Below are 19,874 nucleotides of genomic sequence, written 5' to 3' on the forward strand. Positions count from 1 at the left end.
GCGTGGCGTGGGCCGGGCTCAGGGGGTCGGCAGCGACTCCGCGTCGCGGGCGTGGGAGGGCGGGGCCGCTCCGTCGGCCTCGGCGGGTCCGGCTGCGGCCTCGGCCTCGACCGAAACCGGGTCGGGCCGGAGGGCGAAGAGGACCAGGGTCAGGGCCCCGGCGACGAGCATGTTGTCGGCGAAGTTGAAGATGGCGCAGTCGAAGTTGATCGAGTCGATGTGGAAGTGGACGAAGTCGCGGACGTGGCCGAACCTCAGGCGGTCGTAGCAGTTGCCCAGGGCCCCCGCCATGATCAGCCCGAGGGCGACGGTCAGCGGCAGGCTCGTCGCCGCACCGCCGACGAACAGCCAGGCGACGATCGCGACGCCCGCCACCACGGAGAGGCCGGCGAAGATCAGGCTGCTGTGCGGCACGTCGCGGCCGAAGCCCCAGAGCGCGCCCGGGTTGTGGCTGGTGTGCAGCTCCAGCACGTCGGGGATCAGGGTCACCGGCGCCGAGGGGGGCGGGCCGACCCGATCGAAGACGATCGCCTTGGTCGTCAGGTCGAAGGCCGCGCCGCCCAGCGCGAGGGCCCAGAACAGGATCCAGCGGCTCGTCGCGACCCGTCGCGTCATTCCCGGGTCTCCAGCTTCCGTGCGCATTCGATGCAGTAGCGGGTGTACGGCAGGGCTTCGAGCCGGGCCTTGGCGATCGGCTGCTCGCACTCGACGCAGCGGCCGTAGGAGCCGTCGCGGATGCGGCCCATGGCCTCGCCGATCTGCTTGAGCGTCTCCTGCTCGTTCTCGATCAGCCCGAGGGTGAACTCCTGGTCGTAGTTCTCGGTCCCCACGTCGGCCATGTGCAGGGGGACGTTCGACAGGTTCGTGGAGTTCTCGCCCCGCAAGGCTTCCTCGGTCATGCGGTCGACGTTGCCGCGGAGCCGATCGTCCAAAGACCCGAGCAGGCGACGAAACGACTCGATCTCTTCCGGCTTGAGGCTGGCGGCCATGACGACCCATCCCTTCCGTCTTCGCGATCCCGAACCGACCGGCGCGAATCCCCATCGGCCGGCGTCGCGACCCAATCCTCGCACGACCTGGATCGACCCGCCGGGGCCCGGTCCGGGGGGCCGAGGCGGCCTCGAGGCGGCCTGATCCACGCCATCCAGACTACACCGAGCGGCGAGCGGAAGGCCACCCCTAACTCCGACGCGCCGCAAGCCCCGCGACGGCGGCCGGTTTGACCGCCGCGTCCCATCGGGTAGGATCGAGGGGGTCACGTCGACCCTCCCGCAGAGCGAGCGGCCCGCGAGCACGACCGCGCCCGGCCCGTCGACGGAATCGCCCCCCCGCGGTCGAGATTCGAGAGCCATGAGCACCAGCCCCAAGACGATCTTCGTGACCGGCGCCACCGGCCTCGTGGGCGGCCACGCGGTCGAGGAGGCCCTGAAGCGGGGCCACCGCGTCCGCGCCCTCGTCCGCGCCACCAGCGACACCAGGAAGCTCGACGAGTGGGGCGTCGAGAAGGTCCTGGGCGACCTGGAAGACGCCGACGCCCTGATGCGCGGCGCCCACGGCGCCGACTGGATCTTCAACTGCGCCGCCAAGGTCGGCGACTGGGGGACGCTCGCCGAATTCCGCCGGCTCAACGTCGACGCCCTCCGCCTGCTCCTCGACGCGGCCGTCGCCGCCAGGGTCGAGCGGTTCGTCCACGTCAGCTCGCTGGGCGTCTACGAGGGCCGCGACCACTTCGGCACCGACGAGACCACCCCCCCGGCCGCCGACTCCCTGGACGCCTACACCCGCTCGAAGACCGAGGCCGAGGCCCTGGCGCTCCAGTACTGCAAGGAGAAGGGGCTCCCCGTCGTCGTCGTCCGCCCCGGCTTCATCTACGGCGAGCGCGACCGCACCGTGCTCCCCAAGCTCCTGACCAACCTCCGCCGGGGGACCTTCGCCTACTTCGGCTCCGGCGAGCAGGCGCTCAACTGCATCTACGCCAAGAACCTCGTCCACGGGATCTTCCTGGCCGCCGAGGCCCCCGACGCCGCGGGCGAGGTCTTCAACCTGACCGACGGCGAGGCCGTCAGCAAGCGCCGGTTCATCGGCCGCGTCGCCGAGCTGGCCGGCCTCCCCGCCCCTTCCCGCAAGATCCCCCTGAAGCTGGCCAAGTTCCTGGCCACGATCGTCGAAGGGGGCGCCAGGCTCCGGGGCCGCAAGGACGCGCCGATCATCAACAAGGCCCGATACAAGTTCCTGGGCCTGAACCTCGACTTCTCCATCGACAAGGCGCGCAAGCTGCTCGACTACCAGCCCCCCTTCGGCTTCGACGAGGCCATCGAGCGCTCGATGGCCGAGCACGCCGGGCCGGGCGCCCGGGGCGACGCCGCGAAGCCCGCCGCCGCGGCCCGAGGCTGACCCGACCCGCATTCACCGATCCGGCGACCACGAGACCCGCACGCACGAACCCAGCGAGGGAGTCCCTTCCAGATGAGCAATCTCAGCGGCAAATCGGCCGCCGTCCTGGTCGAGAAGTTCTACGAGGACCTGGAGCTCTGGTATCCCGTCTACCGGCTCCGCGAGGCCGGCTGCGACGTCAAGATCGTGGGCCCCAAGGCGGGCGAGACGTACGCCTCGAAGCACGGATACCCCGCCAAGGCCGACGTCGCCGCCTCCGACGTCAAGGCCGAGGACTTCGACCTGGTGGTGATCCCCGGCGGCTATTCGCCCGACCACATGCGCCGGACCCCGGCCATGGTCGAGCTGGTCGCCAAGGCCGCGAGCCTCGGCAAGGTGGTCGCGGCGATCTGCCACGGTCCCTGGATGCTCTGCTCGGCCCGCTGCATCAAGGGCCGCAACATCACCGGCTTCTTCGCCATCCGCGACGACGTCGAGAACGCCGGCGGCGTCTGGCAGGACGGCGCGTGCGTCCGCGACGGCAACATCGTCACCAGCCGCACCCCCGAGGACCTGCCCGCCTTCATGCAGGGGATCCTCGCCACCCTGGCCGACCGCCCCTGACCCCCGCCGATGCGACGCGGGCGCCCCGATCCGAGGCCGCCCGCGTCGCTCCACTCTCCACGTCGACTCAGATGAACTCGTTGAAGAGGTTCTCCAGCATCTCCTGGCGGCCGCTGGCGTTTTTCGCGGCGTCCCCCTTGGGGAGGATGTAGGCTTCCAGGTCGGCGAAGCTCGCCGAGCCCGACTCGACGCGGCGGCCCAGCTCGCCTTCCCAGCTGGCGTAGCGATCCTTGACGAACGCGGCGAGCCGGCCGTCCTCGCGGATCGCATGGGCGATCTTGAGCCCTCTCGCGAAGGCGTCCATCCCGCCGATGTGGGCGTGGAACAGGTCCACCGGCTCGAAGCTCTCGCGCCGGACCTTGGCGTCGAAGTTGACGCCCCCGGTCGTGAAGCCCCCCATCTGGAGCACGCCCAACATGCACTGGGCGGTCAGGTAGATGTTGGTCGGGAACTGGTCGGTGTCCCAGCCCAGCAGGTAGTCGCCAGTGTTGGCGTCGATCGAGCCCAGGGCCCCGGAGCCGATGGCGACCTCCATCTCGTGCATCATCTCGTGGCCCGCCAGCGTGGCGTGGTTGGTCTCGAGGTTCAGCTTGAAGTGGGGGAGCAGGTCGTAGGTCCGCAGGAAGTTCAGGCAGGCGGCGGCGTCGGAGTCGTACTGGTGCTTGGTCGGCTCCTTGGGCTTGGGCTCGATGTAGAACGTCCCCTGGAAGCCGATCTGCTTCTTGTAGTCGACCGCCATCTGCAGGAACCGGCCGAGGTGGTCCAGTTCCCGCTTCATGTCGGTGTTGAGGAGGGTCATGTAGCCTTCGCGGCCCCCCCAGAAGGTATAGCCCTCGCCCCCCAGCTCGTGGGTGACCTCCATGGCCTTCTTGACCTGCGCGGCGGCGTGGGCGAAGACGTCGAAGTTCGGGCTGGTGGCCGCCCCGTGCATATAGCGCGGGTTGGAGAACAGATTGGCGGTGCCCCAGAGGAGCTTCACGCCGGTCCGCTGCTGCTCCTCCTTCAGGACCTTGGCCACCTCGTCGAGGTTGGCGTGGCTTTCCTTCAGGTTGCGGCCCTCGGGGGCCACGTCGCGGTCGTGAAAGGCGTAGAACGGGGCCCCGAGCTTCTCGATGAACTCGAACGCCGCCCGCACGCGGGTCTGCGCGTTGGCGACCGAGTGGCCGCCGTCGTCCCACGGGCGGACCGCCGTGCCGGCGCCGAACGGGTCGGAGAGCGGATTGCAGAAGGTGTGCCAGTAGACGACCGAGAAGCGGAGGTGCTCCTTCATCGTTCGGTCGCCGACGACCTCGTCCGGGTTGTAGTGCTTGAACTCCAGCGGGTTCCGCGACTTCGGACCGCCGTATTGAACCTTCGGCACGTCAGGGAAGAAAGCGGTCATGGGTCGTCTCGCCATTCGTCGGACGGACATGGGAAAGGAGGATCGGCCCCCACTCTAAGGAGCCCCGGGGATGCGGGCAACCCCCCACCCGCCGCCGGCCGACCCCGCCGAAATCCTGGATTCCAGGCTCCGAGCCAGGCTTGCGAACCGAAGCCTCGCCCGCTAGAATACCCCTGTCGCCACCTCCCCGGTCGCGACATCGCCGGGCGGCTAACTCAGTGGTTAGAGTGCCATCCTCACACGGTGGAAGTCATTGGTTCAAATCCAATGCCGCCCATTCCTCCCGCCTTCCTTGCGAGACTCGCTCCCGGCGTCATCGGGGCGTGTCTCTTCGATTTGACGCCTCGCGGCGTCACCCGCCGGGCGGCCCCATCGCTCAAATCCCATCGTCTCGCCGCGAGGGCGTGCTGATGCCGATCTACGTCGACGCCGACGCCTGCCCCGTCAAGGACGAGATCTACCGCGTCGCCCGCCGGCACGAGGTGCGCGTCTTCGTGGTCTCAAACGCCTCGCTGTTCACGCCCAGGGACGAACTGATCGAGATGGTGGTCGTCCGGGGCGGATTCGACATGGCCGACGACTGGATCGCCGAGCGCGTCGGCGGAGGGGACGTCGCGGTGACCTCGGACATCCCGCTGGCCGAGCGCTGCCTGAAGGCCGGCGCGCGGGTGCTGAGCCCCAAGGGCCGCGAGTTCACCGAGGACGCGATCGGCGACGCGATGGCCACCCGCGCCCTGATGGAGATGCTCCGACAGTCGGGCGAGTTCGGCGGCGGGCCGTCGGCCTTCTCCAAGGTCGACCGCTCCCGCTTCCTCTCCAAGCTCGACGAGGCCCTGCACGCGATCCGGCGGAAGGGGAGCTGAAGCGGACCGACCGGCCCCCGCCCCGTCGGCCCCCCTCACGCCCGAGGCTCAGGCCGGCTTCTCGAAGATCGGCGCGCTGTCGCGGGCGATGGCGGCGACGATCTCGCGCTCGGCCTCGTTGAGCGGCGTGAGGCCCCCCGCCTGGGCCAGCTCGACGGCCATCTTGAACAGGTCCCAGTGCCCCGGGGGGATCATGGCGTGGGCCGGCAGGCCGCTCGTGAATCGCAGCCCCAGCGCGACCTGGTCGATCTGGTCGAACGGCTCGTACCAGGCCTTCTCCCACTTGCGGCCCTCCGGCCCCACCTGCCACTTCTGACGGGCCATCGCCTTGAGGGCCAGGATCCCCTTGCCCCCCTCCAGGGCCCGTTTGTGGACGGATGGGCCGAACCCCTCCTTGATCCAGGTGGGGAAGCCCAGGGGGAACAGCACCGAGTCGAAGTCGTAGCGGTCCATCGCCGCGTGGGCCGCCTCCTCGCTGTGGGCCGAGAAGCCGAGGTAGCGGACCAGTCCCTGCTCCTTGGCCTTCGTGAAGACCTCCATCGCCCCGCCCGGCCCGAAAGCCTTCTCGACGTCCTCCAGGCTGGTCAAGGCGTGGAGCTGGTAGAGGTCGAGGCGGTCGGTCCGCAGGAGCCGCAGCGACTCCTCCAGCTCGCGGCGGGCGCCCGCCGCCTCGCGCTCGGCGGTCTTGCAGGCGAGGAAGCAGGCGTCGCGATGAGGCTGGAGCGCCGGCCCCAGCCGCTCCTGGGCGTTGCCGTACGAGGGGGCGACGTCGAAGTAGTTGACCCCTCGATCCACGGCCTCGGAGACGTAGCGGGCGGCCTGCTCGGGCGAGACGTCCTTGACCACGATCCCGCCGAAGCCGATGACCGAGATCGGATCCTTCGCCCGACCGTACGGCCGCCTCGGCACCGGCTGCTTCGGTGGGGCACCCCCCTGGACGGCCGCGCGGGCCTCCCGATAGGCGGGATCGAGCAGCGAGAGGAGGCCCGCGGCGGACGTGCCCCTGAGGAAGTCTCGACGTTCCATGGCATGCTTCTCCGGATGAGAGATGACCCGGCCACCCGAGCATCATAGCCGCGATCGGGCGGCGGGGCCCAGCGCCGAGGCGGCCATCCCCAAGGGTTCGAGCCGGCACGCCGCTTGCTTCCCGTCGGATGGTATCAGGTCGAAGGCGGCCCGCTCCGCGTCGCCGCTCGTCGGTTGGAAAGCAAGGTGCCGAAGATGGGTCGCCCCAGACGCGAAATCCGGGTCGGGTGCGCCGGCTGGTCGATCCCGAAGGAGCACGCCGCCGGCTTCCCCGAGGAGGGGAGCCACCTGGCTCGCTACTCGAGACGGTTCCCGGCGGTGGAGATCAACACCTCGTTCTATCGGCCCCATCGGCCTTCGACCTACGCCCGGTGGGCGTCCGAGACGCCGCCGGACTTCTTGTTCGCGGTGAAGGCCCCTAGGACGATCACGCACGAGCGCCGGCTCGTCGACGCGGCCGAGCCGCTCGTCCGCTTCCTCGACGAGACGGCTTCGCTCGGGGTCAAGCGGGGCCCGCTCCTGGTCCAACTGCCGCCGAGCCTGGCGTTCGACCCGAAGCTCGCCGAGGCGTTCTTCGACCTGCTGCGACGGCTCCACGACGGGCCGGTCGCGTGCGAGCCCCGCCACCGGAGCTGGTTCGCCCCCGAGGCGGAACGGCTGCTCGCCGACCGGGCGACGGCCCGCGTCGCGGCCGATCCCGCGGTCGTCCCCGCCGCCTCGGAGTCCGGCGGCTGGCCGGGGCTGGTCTACCGCCGGCTGCACGGCTCGCCGGAGATGTACCGCTCGGCCTACCCCGCCCCGGAGCTGGAGGATCTCGCCGATCGGCTCGCCTCCGAGGCCGACGCCGCGCCGACCTGGTGCGTCTTCGACAACACGGCCGAGGGGGCCGCGACGGTCGATGCGCTGGCCGTGCTGGGTCGGCTCCGACGGCCGAACGGCCGCGAAGGCTGATCGAGGAGGGCCGTCGGCCGTCTCCGGCTCATCGATGATCGCGGGCCCGCCGCCCCTCGACGTCGACGTAGCCGCGGACGATCTCGAGGAGGGCGTCGACGGAGCCGGCCTCGACGATCGTCACCCTCGGCTCGGCCAGCGGCGTCCCGCTCGGCTTGTACGAGATCCGGTAGGCCCCGGCGTGCTCGGCGGCGCCGACGACCAGGGCGAAGAACGGGGAGCGGTCGTCGCCGGACGAGACCTCGCTGCGGACCCGGAGCGTGACCTCCGCCCCCTGCGCCTTGAGCGCCAGACCGATCGTGGGATCATCCCGCAACTCGCCCCTCAGCCGGGCGAACAGGTCGACGAAGATCGCATCGGTTTCATCCATTGATTCCACCCACCTTCCTGGTTCGGCCGGCGACGGGCGAACGCCGCGTCCGCGAGGCTCGTACCTCCCATCGTATCCTCAGCAAGGCCCTGCGAGGGGGATTTTCGCGCGAGAATCGGGCGGTTTGAAAATGTCTGGGCTTTTTCGCTGTTGCTCGCCCGCGGTTTCTGGTAGTCTTCACTCGGTTGGTCTGTCGACCGAGCGGCGCCGTTGGCTCTCCCCGAGGCCGTCCCCGCCTATCTCTCTCGCCTTTCCTGCCCTTCGGGCCCACCTAGGGCCGACCGGGCCCATCTAGGGCCCACCTTCCTTCTCGACCCGGGGAGCACCATGCGGGTCGAAACTTCGCCTCGGAGCTGATCTTGTCCAGAAAGCTTTATGTCGGGAACCTGACCTACAACATCACCTCCACCGACCTGGAGGAGCTGTTCACGCCCTACGGGACCGTGCAGAGCGCCCAGGTCGTCGTCGACCGGGACACCAACCGCTCGAAGGGCTTCGGGTTCGTCGAGATGGGTTCGGACGCGGAAGCGCAGGCCGCGATCCAGGCCCTCAACGGCCACAACTACGACGGTCGCAACCTGACCGTCAACGAGGCCAAGCCTCGTGAGCCCCGCACCGGCGGCGGCGGCGGCTACGGCGGCGGTGGCGGCGGCGGCTACGGCGGTGGCGGCGGCGGCGGCGGCTACGGTGGCGGCGGCGGCGGTCGCCGTTATTGATTCGCCCGATCGAAGGGCGCGGCAGGGGCGCGACGCCAGGCCCCCCGCCCTTCGATGAAATCCCCCTCTCCCGCGTCCTCGTCGGCGACGGTTCCGACAGGCACCGGGATGCGGTCCTCCTCCCGGACTATTCCGGGCGATCCGCGTTCGAGCCCGGCTGGTCCCCCCTCGCGGGGGACCTCCCGCGTCGAGGATCGGGGCCTCGTGCATCGAACCCGGCCGTCGACCAGGAAGGCCTTTCGATGAATAGTTATCCGGCGGACGCCGCGCGGATCCGAGACGTCGAGCGCGGCCTGAGCTGCGCCGCGACCGTTCCTTCGCCGGCCGAGGGGTCCCTCGCAGCAGGCGACAGCGTCGTCTTCGCCCTCGCGGACTCGCGGCCGGGCGAAGAGCCATCCTACACCAAGGGCGGCGATTCGATCCGCGTCCTCCTGACCGGAGTCGCCGATCTCGGAGAGGTCGATCCCCGCACCGGTCGGGCGCTCGTCCGACTCGCCTGGAATCCGCCCGGGGGCGCCTGACCGAAGCCCCCTTTCGCGCCGAGCGCCCGACCGCGTCCCGCGATCGGGCCCGGGCCCCTCTCGGCCCCAGTGCCTGACGCCCATCCGGGCGACCGGAACCCCACGTTCCCCCCCGGAACCGCCCTACCCTTCTGAGGAGGCACCATGTCGACAAGGCACTATCACACCCCGCTGCCGTCCGCTTCCGGGCGGGCCCAATGCCCCGTCTGCCACAAGGCGGTCTACTCCCTGGCGGGAATCCATCCTCAGTGCGCCGTGAGGCAGTCCGACCCTCCGCGACCCAAGGTTAAGCCGAACGCCGCCGTCCCGCTCGTGGAAGCCTGACCTCGGGTCGAGCCCTCGCGCCCTGTCATCGGGCAGGACGCCCCTCCTACCCCCGCCCCCGTCGGGAGTTCCGGCCGGCGTCTGGCCCGTGCGCGCCTTATTCGACCCCGTCCCTCGCCCTCGGGGGCCGATCCTTCAGGGAGAGGCTCGCCGACGGGCCCCTTCGCGCGTAGGATGAGAAGACAGCGGGTGTCTGACAGGCGTCGGAATCGGGCCGGACTCCCGCTGGCCCCTGTCCTCGCCGGGCGATCGCGCCTAGCATGGACATTGGGTCCAGGTCTTCCAAGCAACTAGGGGTCGGACGCGATGCCCCCACGGCTGGTCTCGGTGGCCATTCTGGTCTACTGGTCGATCGCGGCGTTCTTCCTGCTCAAGTGGGAGGTCCTGCCGGAACTGAGCCTCGGTTATCCCCCCGACCTGCGGTCGATCGCCTCGGCGGCGGGGGGGGAGTCCGGCCCGGTCTCCTGGTCGATCGACGTGATCGACGATCCCCAGCATCCCGAGATCCGCCGCAACGTCGGCCAGGCGACGACCGAGTCGAAGCGGCTCCCCACGGGGGGGTACGAGCTGACGAGCAAGGTCGCGTTCGACGCCGGCGAGCTGCTCAAGCGGACCCCGCTGGCCAGCAGCCAGGGCGTGCGCCTGACGATCGACGGCGACTACCGGGTGGACCCTCGCGGGGACCTCAAGTGGTTCACCATGAAGGTGAAAGGGCCCGGCGCGGGGGACGACCTGTTCCGGGTCGAGGGGAAGGTGCAGGACGGCCGGATGGACGTCAAGGCGAAGGGGATCGCCTCGGTGCTCGGCCTCCAGCGGAGCTTCCCCTACCAGTCCCGGAGCGTGGTGTACGACGCCCTCCGGCCGCTCGACCGCCTGCCCGGCCTGCAGGTCGGCCAGCGCTGGGACATGCAGGTGGTCAACCCGCTGTCCGGCGCGGTGGAGACGGCCCGCGTGGAGGTCATGCGGCGGACCTTCATCGACTGGAACGGCGAGGCCGTCAGCGCCTTCGAGGTCGAGCAGCGCGCCGGGCCGATCGTCACGATGACCTGGGTCCGGGTGGATGGCGCGATCCTCCGCCAGCAGGTCCCCCTGCCGTTCGTGAACATGATGCTGGAGCGGCTGCCGCCGGGCGATCCGCCGAGGCCGCCGGCCGAGGTCGAGCGGGGCCGGAGCGGGAACGGGGAGGAGGGCTCATGATCGAGCTGCGCGGCGTCGGCAAGTCATTCGGGACCAAGCGCGCGGTCGACCACCTGGACCTGACCGTCCGCCCCGGGGAGCTGTTCGCGTTCCTCGGCCCCAACGGCGCGGGCAAGACGACGACCATCAAGATGATCTGCGGCCTGCTGGCGCCCAGCGAGGGGACCGTGACGATCGGCGGCCACCCCGCGTCGTCCGAGGGCGCCCGCCGGCAGCTCGGCTACGTCCCGGACCAGCCCTACCTGTACGACAAGCTCACCGGGCGCGAATTCCTCCGGTTCGTGGTCGAGATGTACGGCGTCGACCGGGCGACCGGCTCGGCCCGGATCGAGGAGATGATCGACACGTTCGAGATGGGCGACTTCATCGACGAGCTCTGCGAGAACTATTCGCAGGGGATGAAGCAGCGCGTGGTCTTCGCCTCGGCCCTGGTCCACGAGCCCCGCGTCCTGGTGGTCGACGAGCCGCTGGTGGGGCTCGACCCCCGCAGCGCCCGGATCGTCAAGAACATGTTCGTGTCCCAGGCGCGGGCGGGAGCGGCGGTCTTGATGTCGATCCACCTGCTGGCGATCGCCGAGGAGCTGGCCGACCGGATCGGCATCGTCGACCACGGCCGGATGCTCGCCGTCGGCACGCTCGACGAGCTTCGCGAGCGGGCCCAGCACGGCGGCAGCCTGGAAGACCTGTTCCTGAAGCTGACGGGCGACGACGTCCTGCGGGCGATCAGCCCCGTCGCCCGGGCGCGCCTGGAGACGCCGCGATGAGCCTCGCCCTGCCGGAATCGCTCGTCGCCGCGCCCGTGGGGATCGAGGCTGACCGCACGGCCCGCGCCCTGCGATGGCTGCGCTGGCGGCAGTTCCGCAACGCGACCGGCGTGCTGGTGGCCGACTCGCGGCTGCGGATCTCGATGATCGTGTTCTGCAGCGGCGTGTTCTGGGCGGGGCTGTTCCTGCTCTTCCTGGGGAGCTTCCAGTTCATCGCGTCGTACGTCGACCTGGCGAACACGATCGTCGAATACCTGTTCAGCATGTTCTTCCTGTCGCTCCTGGCGATGCTCCTGTTCTCGACGGGGATCATCGTCTACACGGCGCTCTTCCACTCGCGGGAGGCCGCGTACCTGCTGACCACCCCGGCGGCGACCGACCGGATCTTCGCCCACAAGTTCGCCGAGGCGGTCGGCTTCTCGTCGTGGGGTTTCTTCCTGTTGGGGAGCCCGCTGCTGGTGGCCTACGGGCTGACGATCAAGCCCGTCCCCGGCGGCGAGTCGGGGGCGCCCTGGGCGTACTACCCCCTGTTCCTCGTCTACCTGCTGGTCTTCGTGATGATCCCGGCGAGCCTGGGGGCGATCGTGGCGATCGTCGTGGCGAACGTCTTCCCGAAGCGCGAGCGAACGGTGCTCGCGCTGGCGACGCTGGCGGCGGCGGGGGGCCTCTTCCTCATCGGCTACCGCCTCTGGACGACCCCGGGCGAGGCCCTGACGAGCGACTGGCTGGGTGGGCTCCTGAACCGCCTGGCCTTCTGCCAGAACCCCCTCTGGCCGAGCCGATGGATGTCGGCCGGGCTGCTGGCCTCCGCGAAGGGGGACTGGCGCGGGGCGGGCTACCACCTGATGATCCTCTCGTCGCACGCCGGGCTGGCGTACCTGACCGCCGCCGTCCTGGCGCGCGACCTCTACCGCCGGGGCTACAGCCGGGTCCAGGGGAGCCGATCGAACCGCAAGCGGCTGGAGTTCCGGCTGATGGACGCCGCGTTCCACCGCCTCTTCTTCTTCCTGCCGTTCCCGATCCGGCTCCTGATCCTGAAGGACCTGCGGACCTTCCTGCGCGACCCGACGCAGTGGTCGCAGTTCCTGATCTTCTTCGGCCTGCTGGCGTTCTACTTCCTGAACATCCCCCGGCTGGGATACGGGGCGCAGAGCCCGTACTGGCGGAACCTCGTGAGCTTCCTCAACCTGTCGGTAACGGCCCTGATCCTGTCGACGTTCACCAGCCGGTTCATCTTCCCCCTGCTCTCGCTCGAAGGCCGGAACTTCTGGACCCTGGGGCTGCTGCCCCTGCGTCGCGACCAGATCCTCTGGGGCAAGTTCGCGTTCTCGGCGGGGATCTCGCTGATCTCGACCGAGTTCCTGGTGGTGCTCTCCGACCTGATGCTCCAGATGAACCCCTGGATGATCGTGCTGCACGTCGGGATGATCGCGGTGCTCTGCCTGGGCCTCTCGGGCATCAGCGTGGGCCTGGGCGCGCGGCTGCCGAACCTGCGCGAGAGCGACCCCTCGAAGATCGCCGCCGGCTTCGGCGGGACGTTCAACCTGCTGGTGAGCCTGGTCTTCATCTTCACGATCGTCACGGCCCTCGCCGTGCCGTGCCACCTCTACTTCGTGGGGCAGGACAACCCCGAGTCCGCGAGGATCATCCTCTCGCGCGGGGGGCTGCGGTTCTGGCTGACGACGGCCGTCGTCGCCAGCCTGATCGTGGGGGCGGCCGCGACGATCATCCCGCTCCGGATCGGCATCAAGGCGTTCAACCGGATGGAATTCTGAGGGGCCCGGCGCCTCCCTTGCTTCGTCCCCCCGGGTTACAATCGCGACGGTCGGGGCGTTCCCCGATGTCCACGTCGCCCCGGGAGGACGCATCATGAATCGCTCGTGGATGTTCGCGGCCGCCGCCCTGGTCGCGGTCGGGCCGATCCGGGCCCAGGACGCCCCGCAGCCGAAGCGCGGCGCCGTCGTCGTCGAAGGCGTGGTCCGCGGCGTCTTCCGCGACGTGAAGCCGGAACGACCCGAGCTGGTGGTCCAGATCGACGTCGCCCGCGCGGAACTCGGCCCTCAGGCCGCGGACTCCCGCCGCTCGGCCATCCCCGCGCCCGGCGATCCGGCCTACGTCCACGTCACCGCGAGCCCCCCGGCCGAAGGCTCCTCGATCCGGGCCTACCTCGCCCCCAGGCCCGGCGGCGGCTGGCAGGGCGCCTCGCCCGAGTGGTTCGAGCGACTCGACGACCCGAGGGGCCGCGGGGACGACCTCGACCCCGCCGCCCCGCCGCGCGGCCCCGCCTCGGGCAAGACGGTCCTCGGGCGGTTCGGCGTGAAGGCCGACCCGGTGGAGACCAGCGGCCGGCTGGTCCTGAAGATCACCGAGGTGCTCCCCGGGACGCCGGCCCAGAAGGCCGGCTTCGAGAAGGGGGACGTCGTCATCGGCGTGAACAAGTCCGGCTTCGCCAGCCTCCAGCAGTTCGCCGACCTGCTGTCGCAGGGCCCGCCCATGGCCGAGTTCGCCCTCCTCAACGTCCGCACCAACGAGCAGGCGACCGTCGAGGTCGACGTCGCGGACATCATCAAGGACGGACCCCCTCGCCGACCCATGCCCTCGCCGACCGCCCCCTCTCCCGCCCCGACATCCCCGAAACGATCGCTCGGCGCCGAATTGGAGCCCGTCCGACAGGGCCGCCGCCCCGGCCTCAAGGTGACCGCCGTCCTCCCCAACAGCCCGGCGCGGAAGGCCGGGTTCGAGGTGGGCGACGTGCTCGTGAGCGCCGGCGGCGATCCGCTGCCCGACGAGGCCTCGCTCCAGAAGGCCGTCGACAAGGCCGGCGATTCGCTCACCGTCGTCGTGCTCGACAGCCGCACGGGCAACGACGTGCCCGTCGAGGTGCCCCTCGGCCCCCCCTCGGCCGGGCCCAAACCCGCCCCTTCGCCGACTCCGACGCCGACGCCCAGCCCCGAGCCGACGGCCCCCGGCGGCGGCGTGACCTCGCGGAGCTTCGGCCTGACGGTCAAGCCCGGCACGGCCGACCTGCTCCCGGTCGTGAAGGTGACGGCCGTCGCCCCCGGCAGCCCCGCCGCGAAGGCCGGCCTGGAGGTCGGCGACGCCATCGTCGGCGTGGACGACCGCGTCGTCTTCGCCCCCGACCTGTTCGAAGAAGCCCTGAAGTCCGTCGGCCCCTCGTTCACCCTGACGGTGCTGGACGTCAAGTCCGGCAAGAAGACCCCGGTGAAGGTCGACCTGGGCCGCTGAACCGGAAGGCCCGCGGCTCGCGGGATCGGTCGTCCAAACCGGGGAGAAGCACGGCTTGAGCGAGCAGAGCACCGAGTCGGGGAGCGACCCGGAGGACGGCGGCGACCGCGGGCCGCTCTCCGAGTGGCTGGCCCGCTACGACGAGGCGATGCGGAAGGGCGAGACTCCGCCCGAGCCCAGGCCCGAGGCGGCCGGGGTCGGGGGGGACGAACTCGATCGGTTTCGATCGTTCCTCGACCTGCTCGACCGGACGCTCAGGCCCCGGAAGGGTGCGCCGGCGACCGCCGGGGAATCGACCCTCGGGGATACGCCCGACGGCGGCCCCGCCGCGGCGAGCCCGGTCCCCCGGGCCATCGGCCGATTCCGGATCGAGGAGGAACTGGGCCGGGGCGGGTTCGGGATCGTCTTCCGGGCCTTCGATCCCGACATGGGGCGCTGGGTCGCGCTCAAGGTCCCGAAGGCCGACGCCCTGCTGAGCCCCAAGGCCCGCCGCCGGTTCCTCGGCGAGGCGCACGCGGCGGCCCAGCTCGACCACCCGAACCTCGTGCCGGTCTACGAGGCCGGCGAGGCGGGGTCGGTCTGCTACATCGCCTCGACCTATTGCGAGGGGCCGACGCTGCGGGCCTGGATCAACGACGGCCACGCGCCCGCCGAGCCGCGACGCGCCGCCCGGATGGTCCTGGCGATGGCCGGGGCGATCGAGCACATGCACGCCCGGGGCCTGCTGCACTGCGACCTGAAGCCCGGCAACGTGCTGCTGGAACGCCCCGCCGATCCGGCCGGCGAGGCCGACCCGAAGCCCCGCGTGACCGACTTCGGACTCGCCCGGCTGGCCGACGCCCCCGTCGGCGAGTCCACGGCGGCCCGCCCCTGGGGGACGCCCCCCTACATGGCCCCCGAGCAGATCGAGCAGCGCCGCGACGCCGTCGGCCCGCCGACCGACGTCTACGCCCTCGGGGGGATCCTCTACGAGCTGCTGACCGGCCGGCCTCCTCACCAGGGCAAGACCACCTGGGACCTGATGCGCGCCGTCGTCGCCGAGCCGCCGACGCCCCCCCGTCGACACCTCCGGTCGATCCCGCGCGACCTCGACGCGATCGCGATGAAGTGCCTGGAGAAACGTCCCGACCGCCGCTACCCGACCGCCGCCGCCCTGGCCGACGACCTGAAGCGCTACCTCGGCCGCCGCCCGACCAAGGCCCGCCCCCTCGGCCGCCTTCGCCGCCTGGCACGCTGGGCGGCCCGAAACCCGACCGCGACCGCCGTGATCGCCATGAGCCTGGCGACCCTGGGCGTGAGCGTCGCCTACTCGCTCGCCCTGCGGCGGGCGAACGACGCGGTCGCGAAGGCCCTGGACAACGTCCAGACTGCCCTCGTGAAGGAGAAGGAGGCGACCGAGCAGGCCAGGCACCGGAACTACGTCATGACCCTGGCCCTCGCCAACCAGGAGATGCGCGACGACCGATGGGCCCAGGCCCAGCGACGCCTCCGCGCGGCGGCCCCACGCCCCGGCTCGGGCGAGCCCGACGCCCGGGATTTCACCTGGCACTATCTGTGGCGGCAGTCCCGGCGCGATCGGACGACCCTCGACGAGCTGTTCCCGGGGGGCCCGAGCGAGCTTTCGACGGGACACGGCCTGCTGGTCGGCGTCGATTACGACGACAAGAAGGGGGGGATCTGGAGGATCACCCCCGGCGACGCCCCGGCCCTGGCGACGCCCCGCCCGGAGATGCGGTTCGAGCAGCCTCCGCCGATGCGGGGAGGGCTGTGGTACTGCCAGCTCTCCACGGACGGCCGGCGGGCCGTGATCTGCCGCAAGGTGGGCGACGCCTTCGTCAATTCGATCCTCGACCTGGAATCGGGCCGGCCGCTGACGGAGTTCGAGGGCCACCCGATCCGGAATCGCCCCACGATCCTGTCGACCGAGCGGGGGCTGTTCGTCGCGGGCTCCACGGGCCCGCCGGGTCTTCAGATCGTCCGACGGGAGTTCGACCTGGACGGGCGTCGGATGCAGAGGCTGTCGCTCCCCGGCACCACCCGACACGCCCTCTCCCCCGACGGTCGGCGCATTGCGGCGACTCGATTCATCGAGGAGGTAGGAGACCTCGCCTCTCTGGAGATCTGGGACCTCCAGAGGGGCAGCCTCCTCGCGTCGCATCCGGCGGAGCCGATCTGCTCCTCGATCGCCGCGTCGCCCGCGCCCGAAGGGCTGCTGGCGACGGGGGGCCGGGACGGCACGGTCCAGCTTCGGGAATTCGCCGAGGGCTCCGTCGTGGCCACCCTGCCCGCGCCGCCCGGGAACGACGAGCATCAGGTCTATTCCCTGGCGTACTCCGAAGATGGGACGCTGCTGGCGGCCGGGTACAACCGCCGCGCGGTCCTGTGGGACGTCCGGGCCCGGAAGCCTTTCGCGACGCTCGAGGGGCTCGAAGGCCGGGTGGAAACGATCGCATTCCTGCAGGGGGCCGACGGGGACGTCGCCCTCGGCGCGGGGAGCGGCGAGGTCGTCATCTGGCACATGAGGCCGATCGAGGAATCGATGACGCCCGGCGGCCACGCCGACGAGGTCTGGGGGGTCGCCTACCTGGACGGCGGGCGGGCCCTCGCGACGGTCGGCGGGGACAACCTCCTCAAGCTCTGGGACCCCCGCTCCGGGAGGGAGATCAGAGCCATGAAAGGGCACGAATCGTGGCCGTCGTGCCTCGCCGCCGCCCCGAGTGAGCCCCTGCTGGCTTCGGGGGATTTCGACGGCAAGGTGCTGATCTGGGACGCCGAGGCGGGGGAGCTGCTCCGGGTCCTGGACGCCCATGAAGCACGCGTCTGGGCGGTGGCCTTCTCGCCCGACGGCCGCCGCCTCGCGACCGTCGGACGCGACCGAACCGTGCGGCTGTGGGACGCGGCGACCTGGTCGCCGATCGCCGCGTTGAAGGGCCACGCGCGGGACGTCCGGGGGGTCGCCTTCTGCCCCGACGGCCGGAGGCTCGTCACATGCGGCGAGGACAAGGCCGTCATCGTCTGGGATGCGGAGACCGGGGCGCGGCTGCGAGAATGGGACGTCCCGAGCGACGCCACGAGCCTCGCCTTGTCGCCGGATGGCCGGACGCTCGCTATAGGAGACGTTCGAGGCGTCCTCAGCCTGTGGGACGCCGAGTCCTGGGAGCCTCGCGCCCTCATCCCGCCCCTCCACCGCCGCGAGATCAGCGGCCTGTCCTTCAGCCCCGACGGCCGCGTCCTGGCCGTGGCGGGCCAGGACGGCCTCATCTCGCTGATCGACGTGCGGTCCGGGAACCTGACCCTCAGGCTCGAAGGCCACGAGGGGGGCGTCAACGCCGCGGACTTCAGCCCCGACGGCCGGACGCTGGCCTCGGTCAGCCACGACAAGACCCTCCGGCTCTGGTGGGCGGGGCCGGCCGAGGCGGCACCCCCCGAATGAACCACCGCTCAGGATCGGCTTGCCGGGATCGGGAATCCGTCTACAATTTCAATAAGGATTGAAAGAACGAAGGCGACGTCGATTTCGGTCGCCGTGGAATCAACGGCGGGAGGCCGCGAGGGGGGGCGATGGACGGTCCGATCCGGGTGGGGGCGGTCAGCTACCTGAACGCCAAGCCGCTGTACTACCGGCTCGAAGAGTTCGCACCGGGGGTGGAGCTGAGCATGGAGGTCCCCAGCCGGCTGGCCGAGAAGCTGTCGGCGGGGGAACTGGACGTGGCCCTGATCCCGTCGGTCGAGTACCTGCGCGGGGCCTCGCGGGGGTACGAGATCCTGCCGGGGTTCGCGATCGGGGCGCGGGGCCCGGTGCGGAGCGTCAAGCTCTTCAGCAAGGTGCCCCCGGCCGCGATCGGGCGGCTGGCTCTCGACGCCGGCTCGCGGACGAGCCAGGCGCTGGTGCAGGTCTGGCTGGAGGCGGCGCACGGCGTGCGGCCCCGGACGATCGAGCCCCTGCCCCTGGGGGTCTCGGCCCTGGAGAGCACGGCCGACGCGGTCCTGGTGATCGGCGACCGGGCGATGAAGGTCCCCGACGAGCCCTTCCACCAAGTCGTGGACATGGCCGAGGCCTGGCGCGAGCTGACCGGGCTGCCGTTCGTCTTCGCCCTCTGGGTGGTGCGACGGGGGGCCGACCTGGGGAGCTTGCCGGACGCCCTGGCACGGAGCCGGGCCGAGGGCCTGGCGCACGCCGACGAGCTGTCGCGAATTCACGGCCCGCGGCTGGGCCTGGATTTCCGGACGTGTTACGATTACCTCACGCGAGTCCTGTCCTACGACCTGGGCGAGCCGGAGCTGGCAGGGCTGAGGCGATTCGCCGAGATGGCCGCGCGCCTGGGCCTGGCGCCCGAAGGAGTGAATCTTGTCTTCCACCGCCCCCGCGACCTTGCGACGCGCCGCTGAAGGCGGCCGTTTGACGTTCGAGGAAGGCGTCGCCTTGTTCCGGGAAGCGAGCCTGCTGGACCTCGGCCGCGCCGCCGACGCCGTCTGCCGCCGGCTCCACCCCGGGCCGTACCGGACGTTCAACATCGACCGCAACATCAACTACACGAACGTCTGCACGGCCGTCTGCGACTTCTGCGCCTTCTACCGGAAGGTCGACGACGCCGACGCCTACGTCCTGGACCGCGACGTCCTGTTCGACAAGATCCGCGAGACCGTGGAGCTGGGCGGCGACCAGATCCTCCTGCAAGGGGGCCTGCACCCCAAGCTCAAGCTGGAGTGGTACGAGGAGTTGCTGCGGGACATCCGCGCCACCTTCCCCACGATCAACGTCCACGGCTTCAGCGCCCCGGAGATCCACCACTTCACCAAGGTGGCCAAGCTGCCGCTGGAGACGGTGCTGGAGCGGCTCAAGGCGGCCGGCCTGGGGAGCCTCCCCGGCGGCGGGGCTGAGATCCTCGTCGACCGCGTCCGCAAGGCGATCACCCGGGGCAAGGTCAACACCGACGACTGGATCAACGTCCACCGCGTCTGGCACAAGCTCGGCGGGCGATCGACGGCCACCATGATGTTCGGCCACGTCGAGACGATCGAGGAGCGGGTCGAGCACCTGGACCGCGTCCGCAGCCTCCAGGACGAGACCGGCGGCTTCACGGCCCACATCTGCTGGACCTTCCAGCCCGAGAACACCGAGATGGCCGACGTCCCGACCGTCGGAGCGTTCGAGTACCTGCGCACCCAGGCGATGACCCGGCTCTACCTGGACAACGTCCCGAGCATCCAGTCGTCGTGGGTCACCCAGGGGGCGAAGATCGGCCAGATGGGCCTGTTCTTCGGGGCCAACGACATGGGGAGCCTGATGATCGAGGAGAACGTCGTCTCCTCGGCCGGGACGGTTCACCACCTGAGCCTCGAAGAGATCAAGCGCTGCATCCGCCAGGCGGGCTACATCCCCCGCCAGCGCAACGTGTTCTACAATTACATCGACGAGGCGCCGGCCGATGAGCCGGCCGTCGCGGGCGTCGCCTGAGCTTCGGCGAGCCGGCCGTCGCCGTCGGCGCCGCCCCCTCTTCCCAGACTCCATCCAGAC

The 19,874-nt window shown here is 70.8% G+C and carries 18 protein-coding genes and 1 tRNA gene; 14 read left to right on the plus strand and 5 right to left on the minus strand.

The genetic code is table 11. From position 1 onward, the window contains the following. Positions 1 to 18: 18 nt before the first annotated feature. The gene (gene lspA / locus G6O68_RS04785; RefSeq protein ID WP_165245360.1) at positions 19 to 615 is read right to left on the minus strand and encodes a signal peptidase II; all 597 of its coding nucleotides are present in this window, start codon (positions 613 to 615) and stop codon (positions 19 to 21) included. Next, positions 612 to 989, minus strand: coding sequence for a TraR/DksA family transcriptional regulator (locus G6O68_RS04790; protein ID WP_165245362.1), 378 nt, complete (start codon positions 987 to 989; stop codon positions 612 to 614). The genes lspA and G6O68_RS04790 overlap by 4 nt, the downstream gene beginning before the upstream one ends. A 361-nt stretch (positions 990 to 1,350) precedes the next feature. On the opposite strand from G6O68_RS04790, the gene G6O68_RS04795 reads away from it, so the two are divergent. Together G6O68_RS04795 and G6O68_RS04800 are read left to right on the plus strand one after the other, a co-directional pair. Next, on the plus strand, positions 1,351 to 2,394 hold the full coding sequence (locus G6O68_RS04795; RefSeq protein WP_165245364.1) for an NAD-dependent epimerase/dehydratase family protein: 1,044 nt from the start codon (positions 1,351 to 1,353) through the stop codon (positions 2,392 to 2,394). Between the two features lie 72 nt (positions 2,395 to 2,466). Then, complete coding sequence (locus tag G6O68_RS04800) at positions 2,467 to 2,997, plus strand: type 1 glutamine amidotransferase domain-containing protein (protein ID WP_165245366.1); 531 nt, start codon at positions 2,467 to 2,469, stop codon at positions 2,995 to 2,997. A gap of 67 nt (positions 2,998 to 3,064) precedes the next feature. On the opposite strand, the gene xylA is transcribed toward G6O68_RS04800, so the two are convergent. Then, entirely contained in the window at positions 3,065 to 4,378 is a 1,314-nt protein-coding gene (gene xylA / locus G6O68_RS04805; RefSeq protein ID WP_165245368.1) for a xylose isomerase, read from the minus strand. 204 nt (positions 4,379 to 4,582) lie between these two features. On the opposite strand from xylA, the gene G6O68_RS04810 reads away from it, so the two are divergent. Both G6O68_RS04810 and G6O68_RS04815 read left to right on the plus strand, forming a co-directional pair. Then, positions 4,583 to 4,655 (plus strand) — tRNA-Val (locus G6O68_RS04810). 133 nt (positions 4,656 to 4,788) lie between these two features. Next, on the plus strand, positions 4,789 to 5,241 hold the full coding sequence (locus tag G6O68_RS04815) for a YaiI/YqxD family protein (protein WP_240911037.1): 453 nt from the start codon (positions 4,789 to 4,791) through the stop codon (positions 5,239 to 5,241). Between the two features lie 48 nt (positions 5,242 to 5,289). Here the strand turns inward: G6O68_RS04815 and G6O68_RS04820 are convergent, their stop codons facing one another. Then, entirely contained in the window at positions 5,290 to 6,267 is a 978-nt protein-coding gene (locus tag G6O68_RS04820; RefSeq protein WP_165245370.1) for an aldo/keto reductase, read from the minus strand. 195 nt (positions 6,268 to 6,462) lie between these two features. Between G6O68_RS04820 and G6O68_RS04825 the strand changes: the two genes are divergently transcribed. Then, positions 6,463 to 7,218 (plus strand): DUF72 domain-containing protein, encoded by a 756-nt coding sequence (locus tag G6O68_RS04825; RefSeq protein WP_165245372.1) that lies wholly within the window; start codon positions 6,463 to 6,465, stop codon positions 7,216 to 7,218. 28 nt (positions 7,219 to 7,246) lie between these two features. On the opposite strand, the gene G6O68_RS04830 is transcribed toward G6O68_RS04825, so the two are convergent. Further along, the gene (locus G6O68_RS04830; protein ID WP_165245374.1) at positions 7,247 to 7,588 is read right to left on the minus strand and encodes a hypothetical protein; all 342 of its coding nucleotides are present in this window, start codon (positions 7,586 to 7,588) and stop codon (positions 7,247 to 7,249) included. 359 nt (positions 7,589 to 7,947) lie between these two features. Between G6O68_RS04830 and G6O68_RS04835 the strand changes: the two genes are divergently transcribed. The 9 genes from G6O68_RS04835 to mqnC all read left to right on the plus strand — a co-directional run bounded on the left by G6O68_RS04835 (position 7,948) and on the right by mqnC (position 19,814). Beyond that, complete coding sequence (locus tag G6O68_RS04835; protein ID WP_165245376.1) at positions 7,948 to 8,304, plus strand: RNA recognition motif domain-containing protein; 357 nt, start codon at positions 7,948 to 7,950, stop codon at positions 8,302 to 8,304. Between the two features lie 242 nt (positions 8,305 to 8,546). After that, entirely contained in the window at positions 8,547 to 8,825 is a 279-nt protein-coding gene (locus G6O68_RS04840) for a hypothetical protein (RefSeq protein WP_165245378.1), read from the plus strand. A 630-nt stretch (positions 8,826 to 9,455) separates the two neighbouring features. Next, complete coding sequence (locus tag G6O68_RS04845) at positions 9,456 to 10,346, plus strand: hypothetical protein (protein ID WP_165245380.1); 891 nt, start codon at positions 9,456 to 9,458, stop codon at positions 10,344 to 10,346. Next, on the plus strand, positions 10,343 to 11,110 hold the full coding sequence (locus G6O68_RS04850) for an ABC transporter ATP-binding protein (protein WP_165245382.1): 768 nt from the start codon (positions 10,343 to 10,345) through the stop codon (positions 11,108 to 11,110). Before G6O68_RS04845 ends, G6O68_RS04850 begins: the two co-directional genes overlap by 4 nt. Then, positions 11,107 to 12,885, plus strand: a complete 1,779-nt coding sequence (locus G6O68_RS04855) for a putative ABC transporter permease subunit (protein WP_165245384.1) — start codon at positions 11,107 to 11,109, stop codon at positions 12,883 to 12,885. Before G6O68_RS04850 ends, G6O68_RS04855 begins: the two co-directional genes overlap by 4 nt. Positions 12,886 to 12,979: 94 nt before the next feature. Beyond that, the gene (locus tag G6O68_RS04860; protein WP_165245386.1) at positions 12,980 to 14,356 is read left to right on the plus strand and encodes a PDZ domain-containing protein; all 1,377 of its coding nucleotides are present in this window, start codon (positions 12,980 to 12,982) and stop codon (positions 14,354 to 14,356) included. Positions 14,357 to 14,411: 55 nt separating this feature from the next. Further along, positions 14,412 to 17,789 carry a WD40 repeat domain-containing serine/threonine protein kinase gene (locus tag G6O68_RS04865; RefSeq protein ID WP_165245388.1) on the plus strand — a complete coding sequence of 1,126 codons (3,378 nt, stop codon included), beginning with the start codon at positions 14,412 to 14,414 and terminating at the stop codon, positions 17,787 to 17,789. Positions 17,790 to 17,917: 128 nt separating this feature from the next. Continuing rightward, complete coding sequence (locus G6O68_RS04870) at positions 17,918 to 18,745, plus strand: menaquinone biosynthetic enzyme MqnA/MqnD family protein (RefSeq protein WP_165245390.1); 828 nt, start codon at positions 17,918 to 17,920, stop codon at positions 18,743 to 18,745. After that, positions 18,705 to 19,814, plus strand: coding sequence for a cyclic dehypoxanthinyl futalosine synthase (mqnC, locus tag G6O68_RS04875; protein WP_165245392.1), 1,110 nt, complete (start codon positions 18,705 to 18,707; stop codon positions 19,812 to 19,814). The genes G6O68_RS04870 and mqnC overlap by 41 nt, the downstream gene beginning before the upstream one ends. The last annotated feature ends 60 nt before the right edge of the window (positions 19,815 to 19,874 follow it).

The organism is Paludisphaera soli (genome assembly GCF_011064595.1).
GTDB lineage: Bacteria > Planctomycetota > Planctomycetia > Isosphaerales > Isosphaeraceae > Paludisphaera > Paludisphaera soli.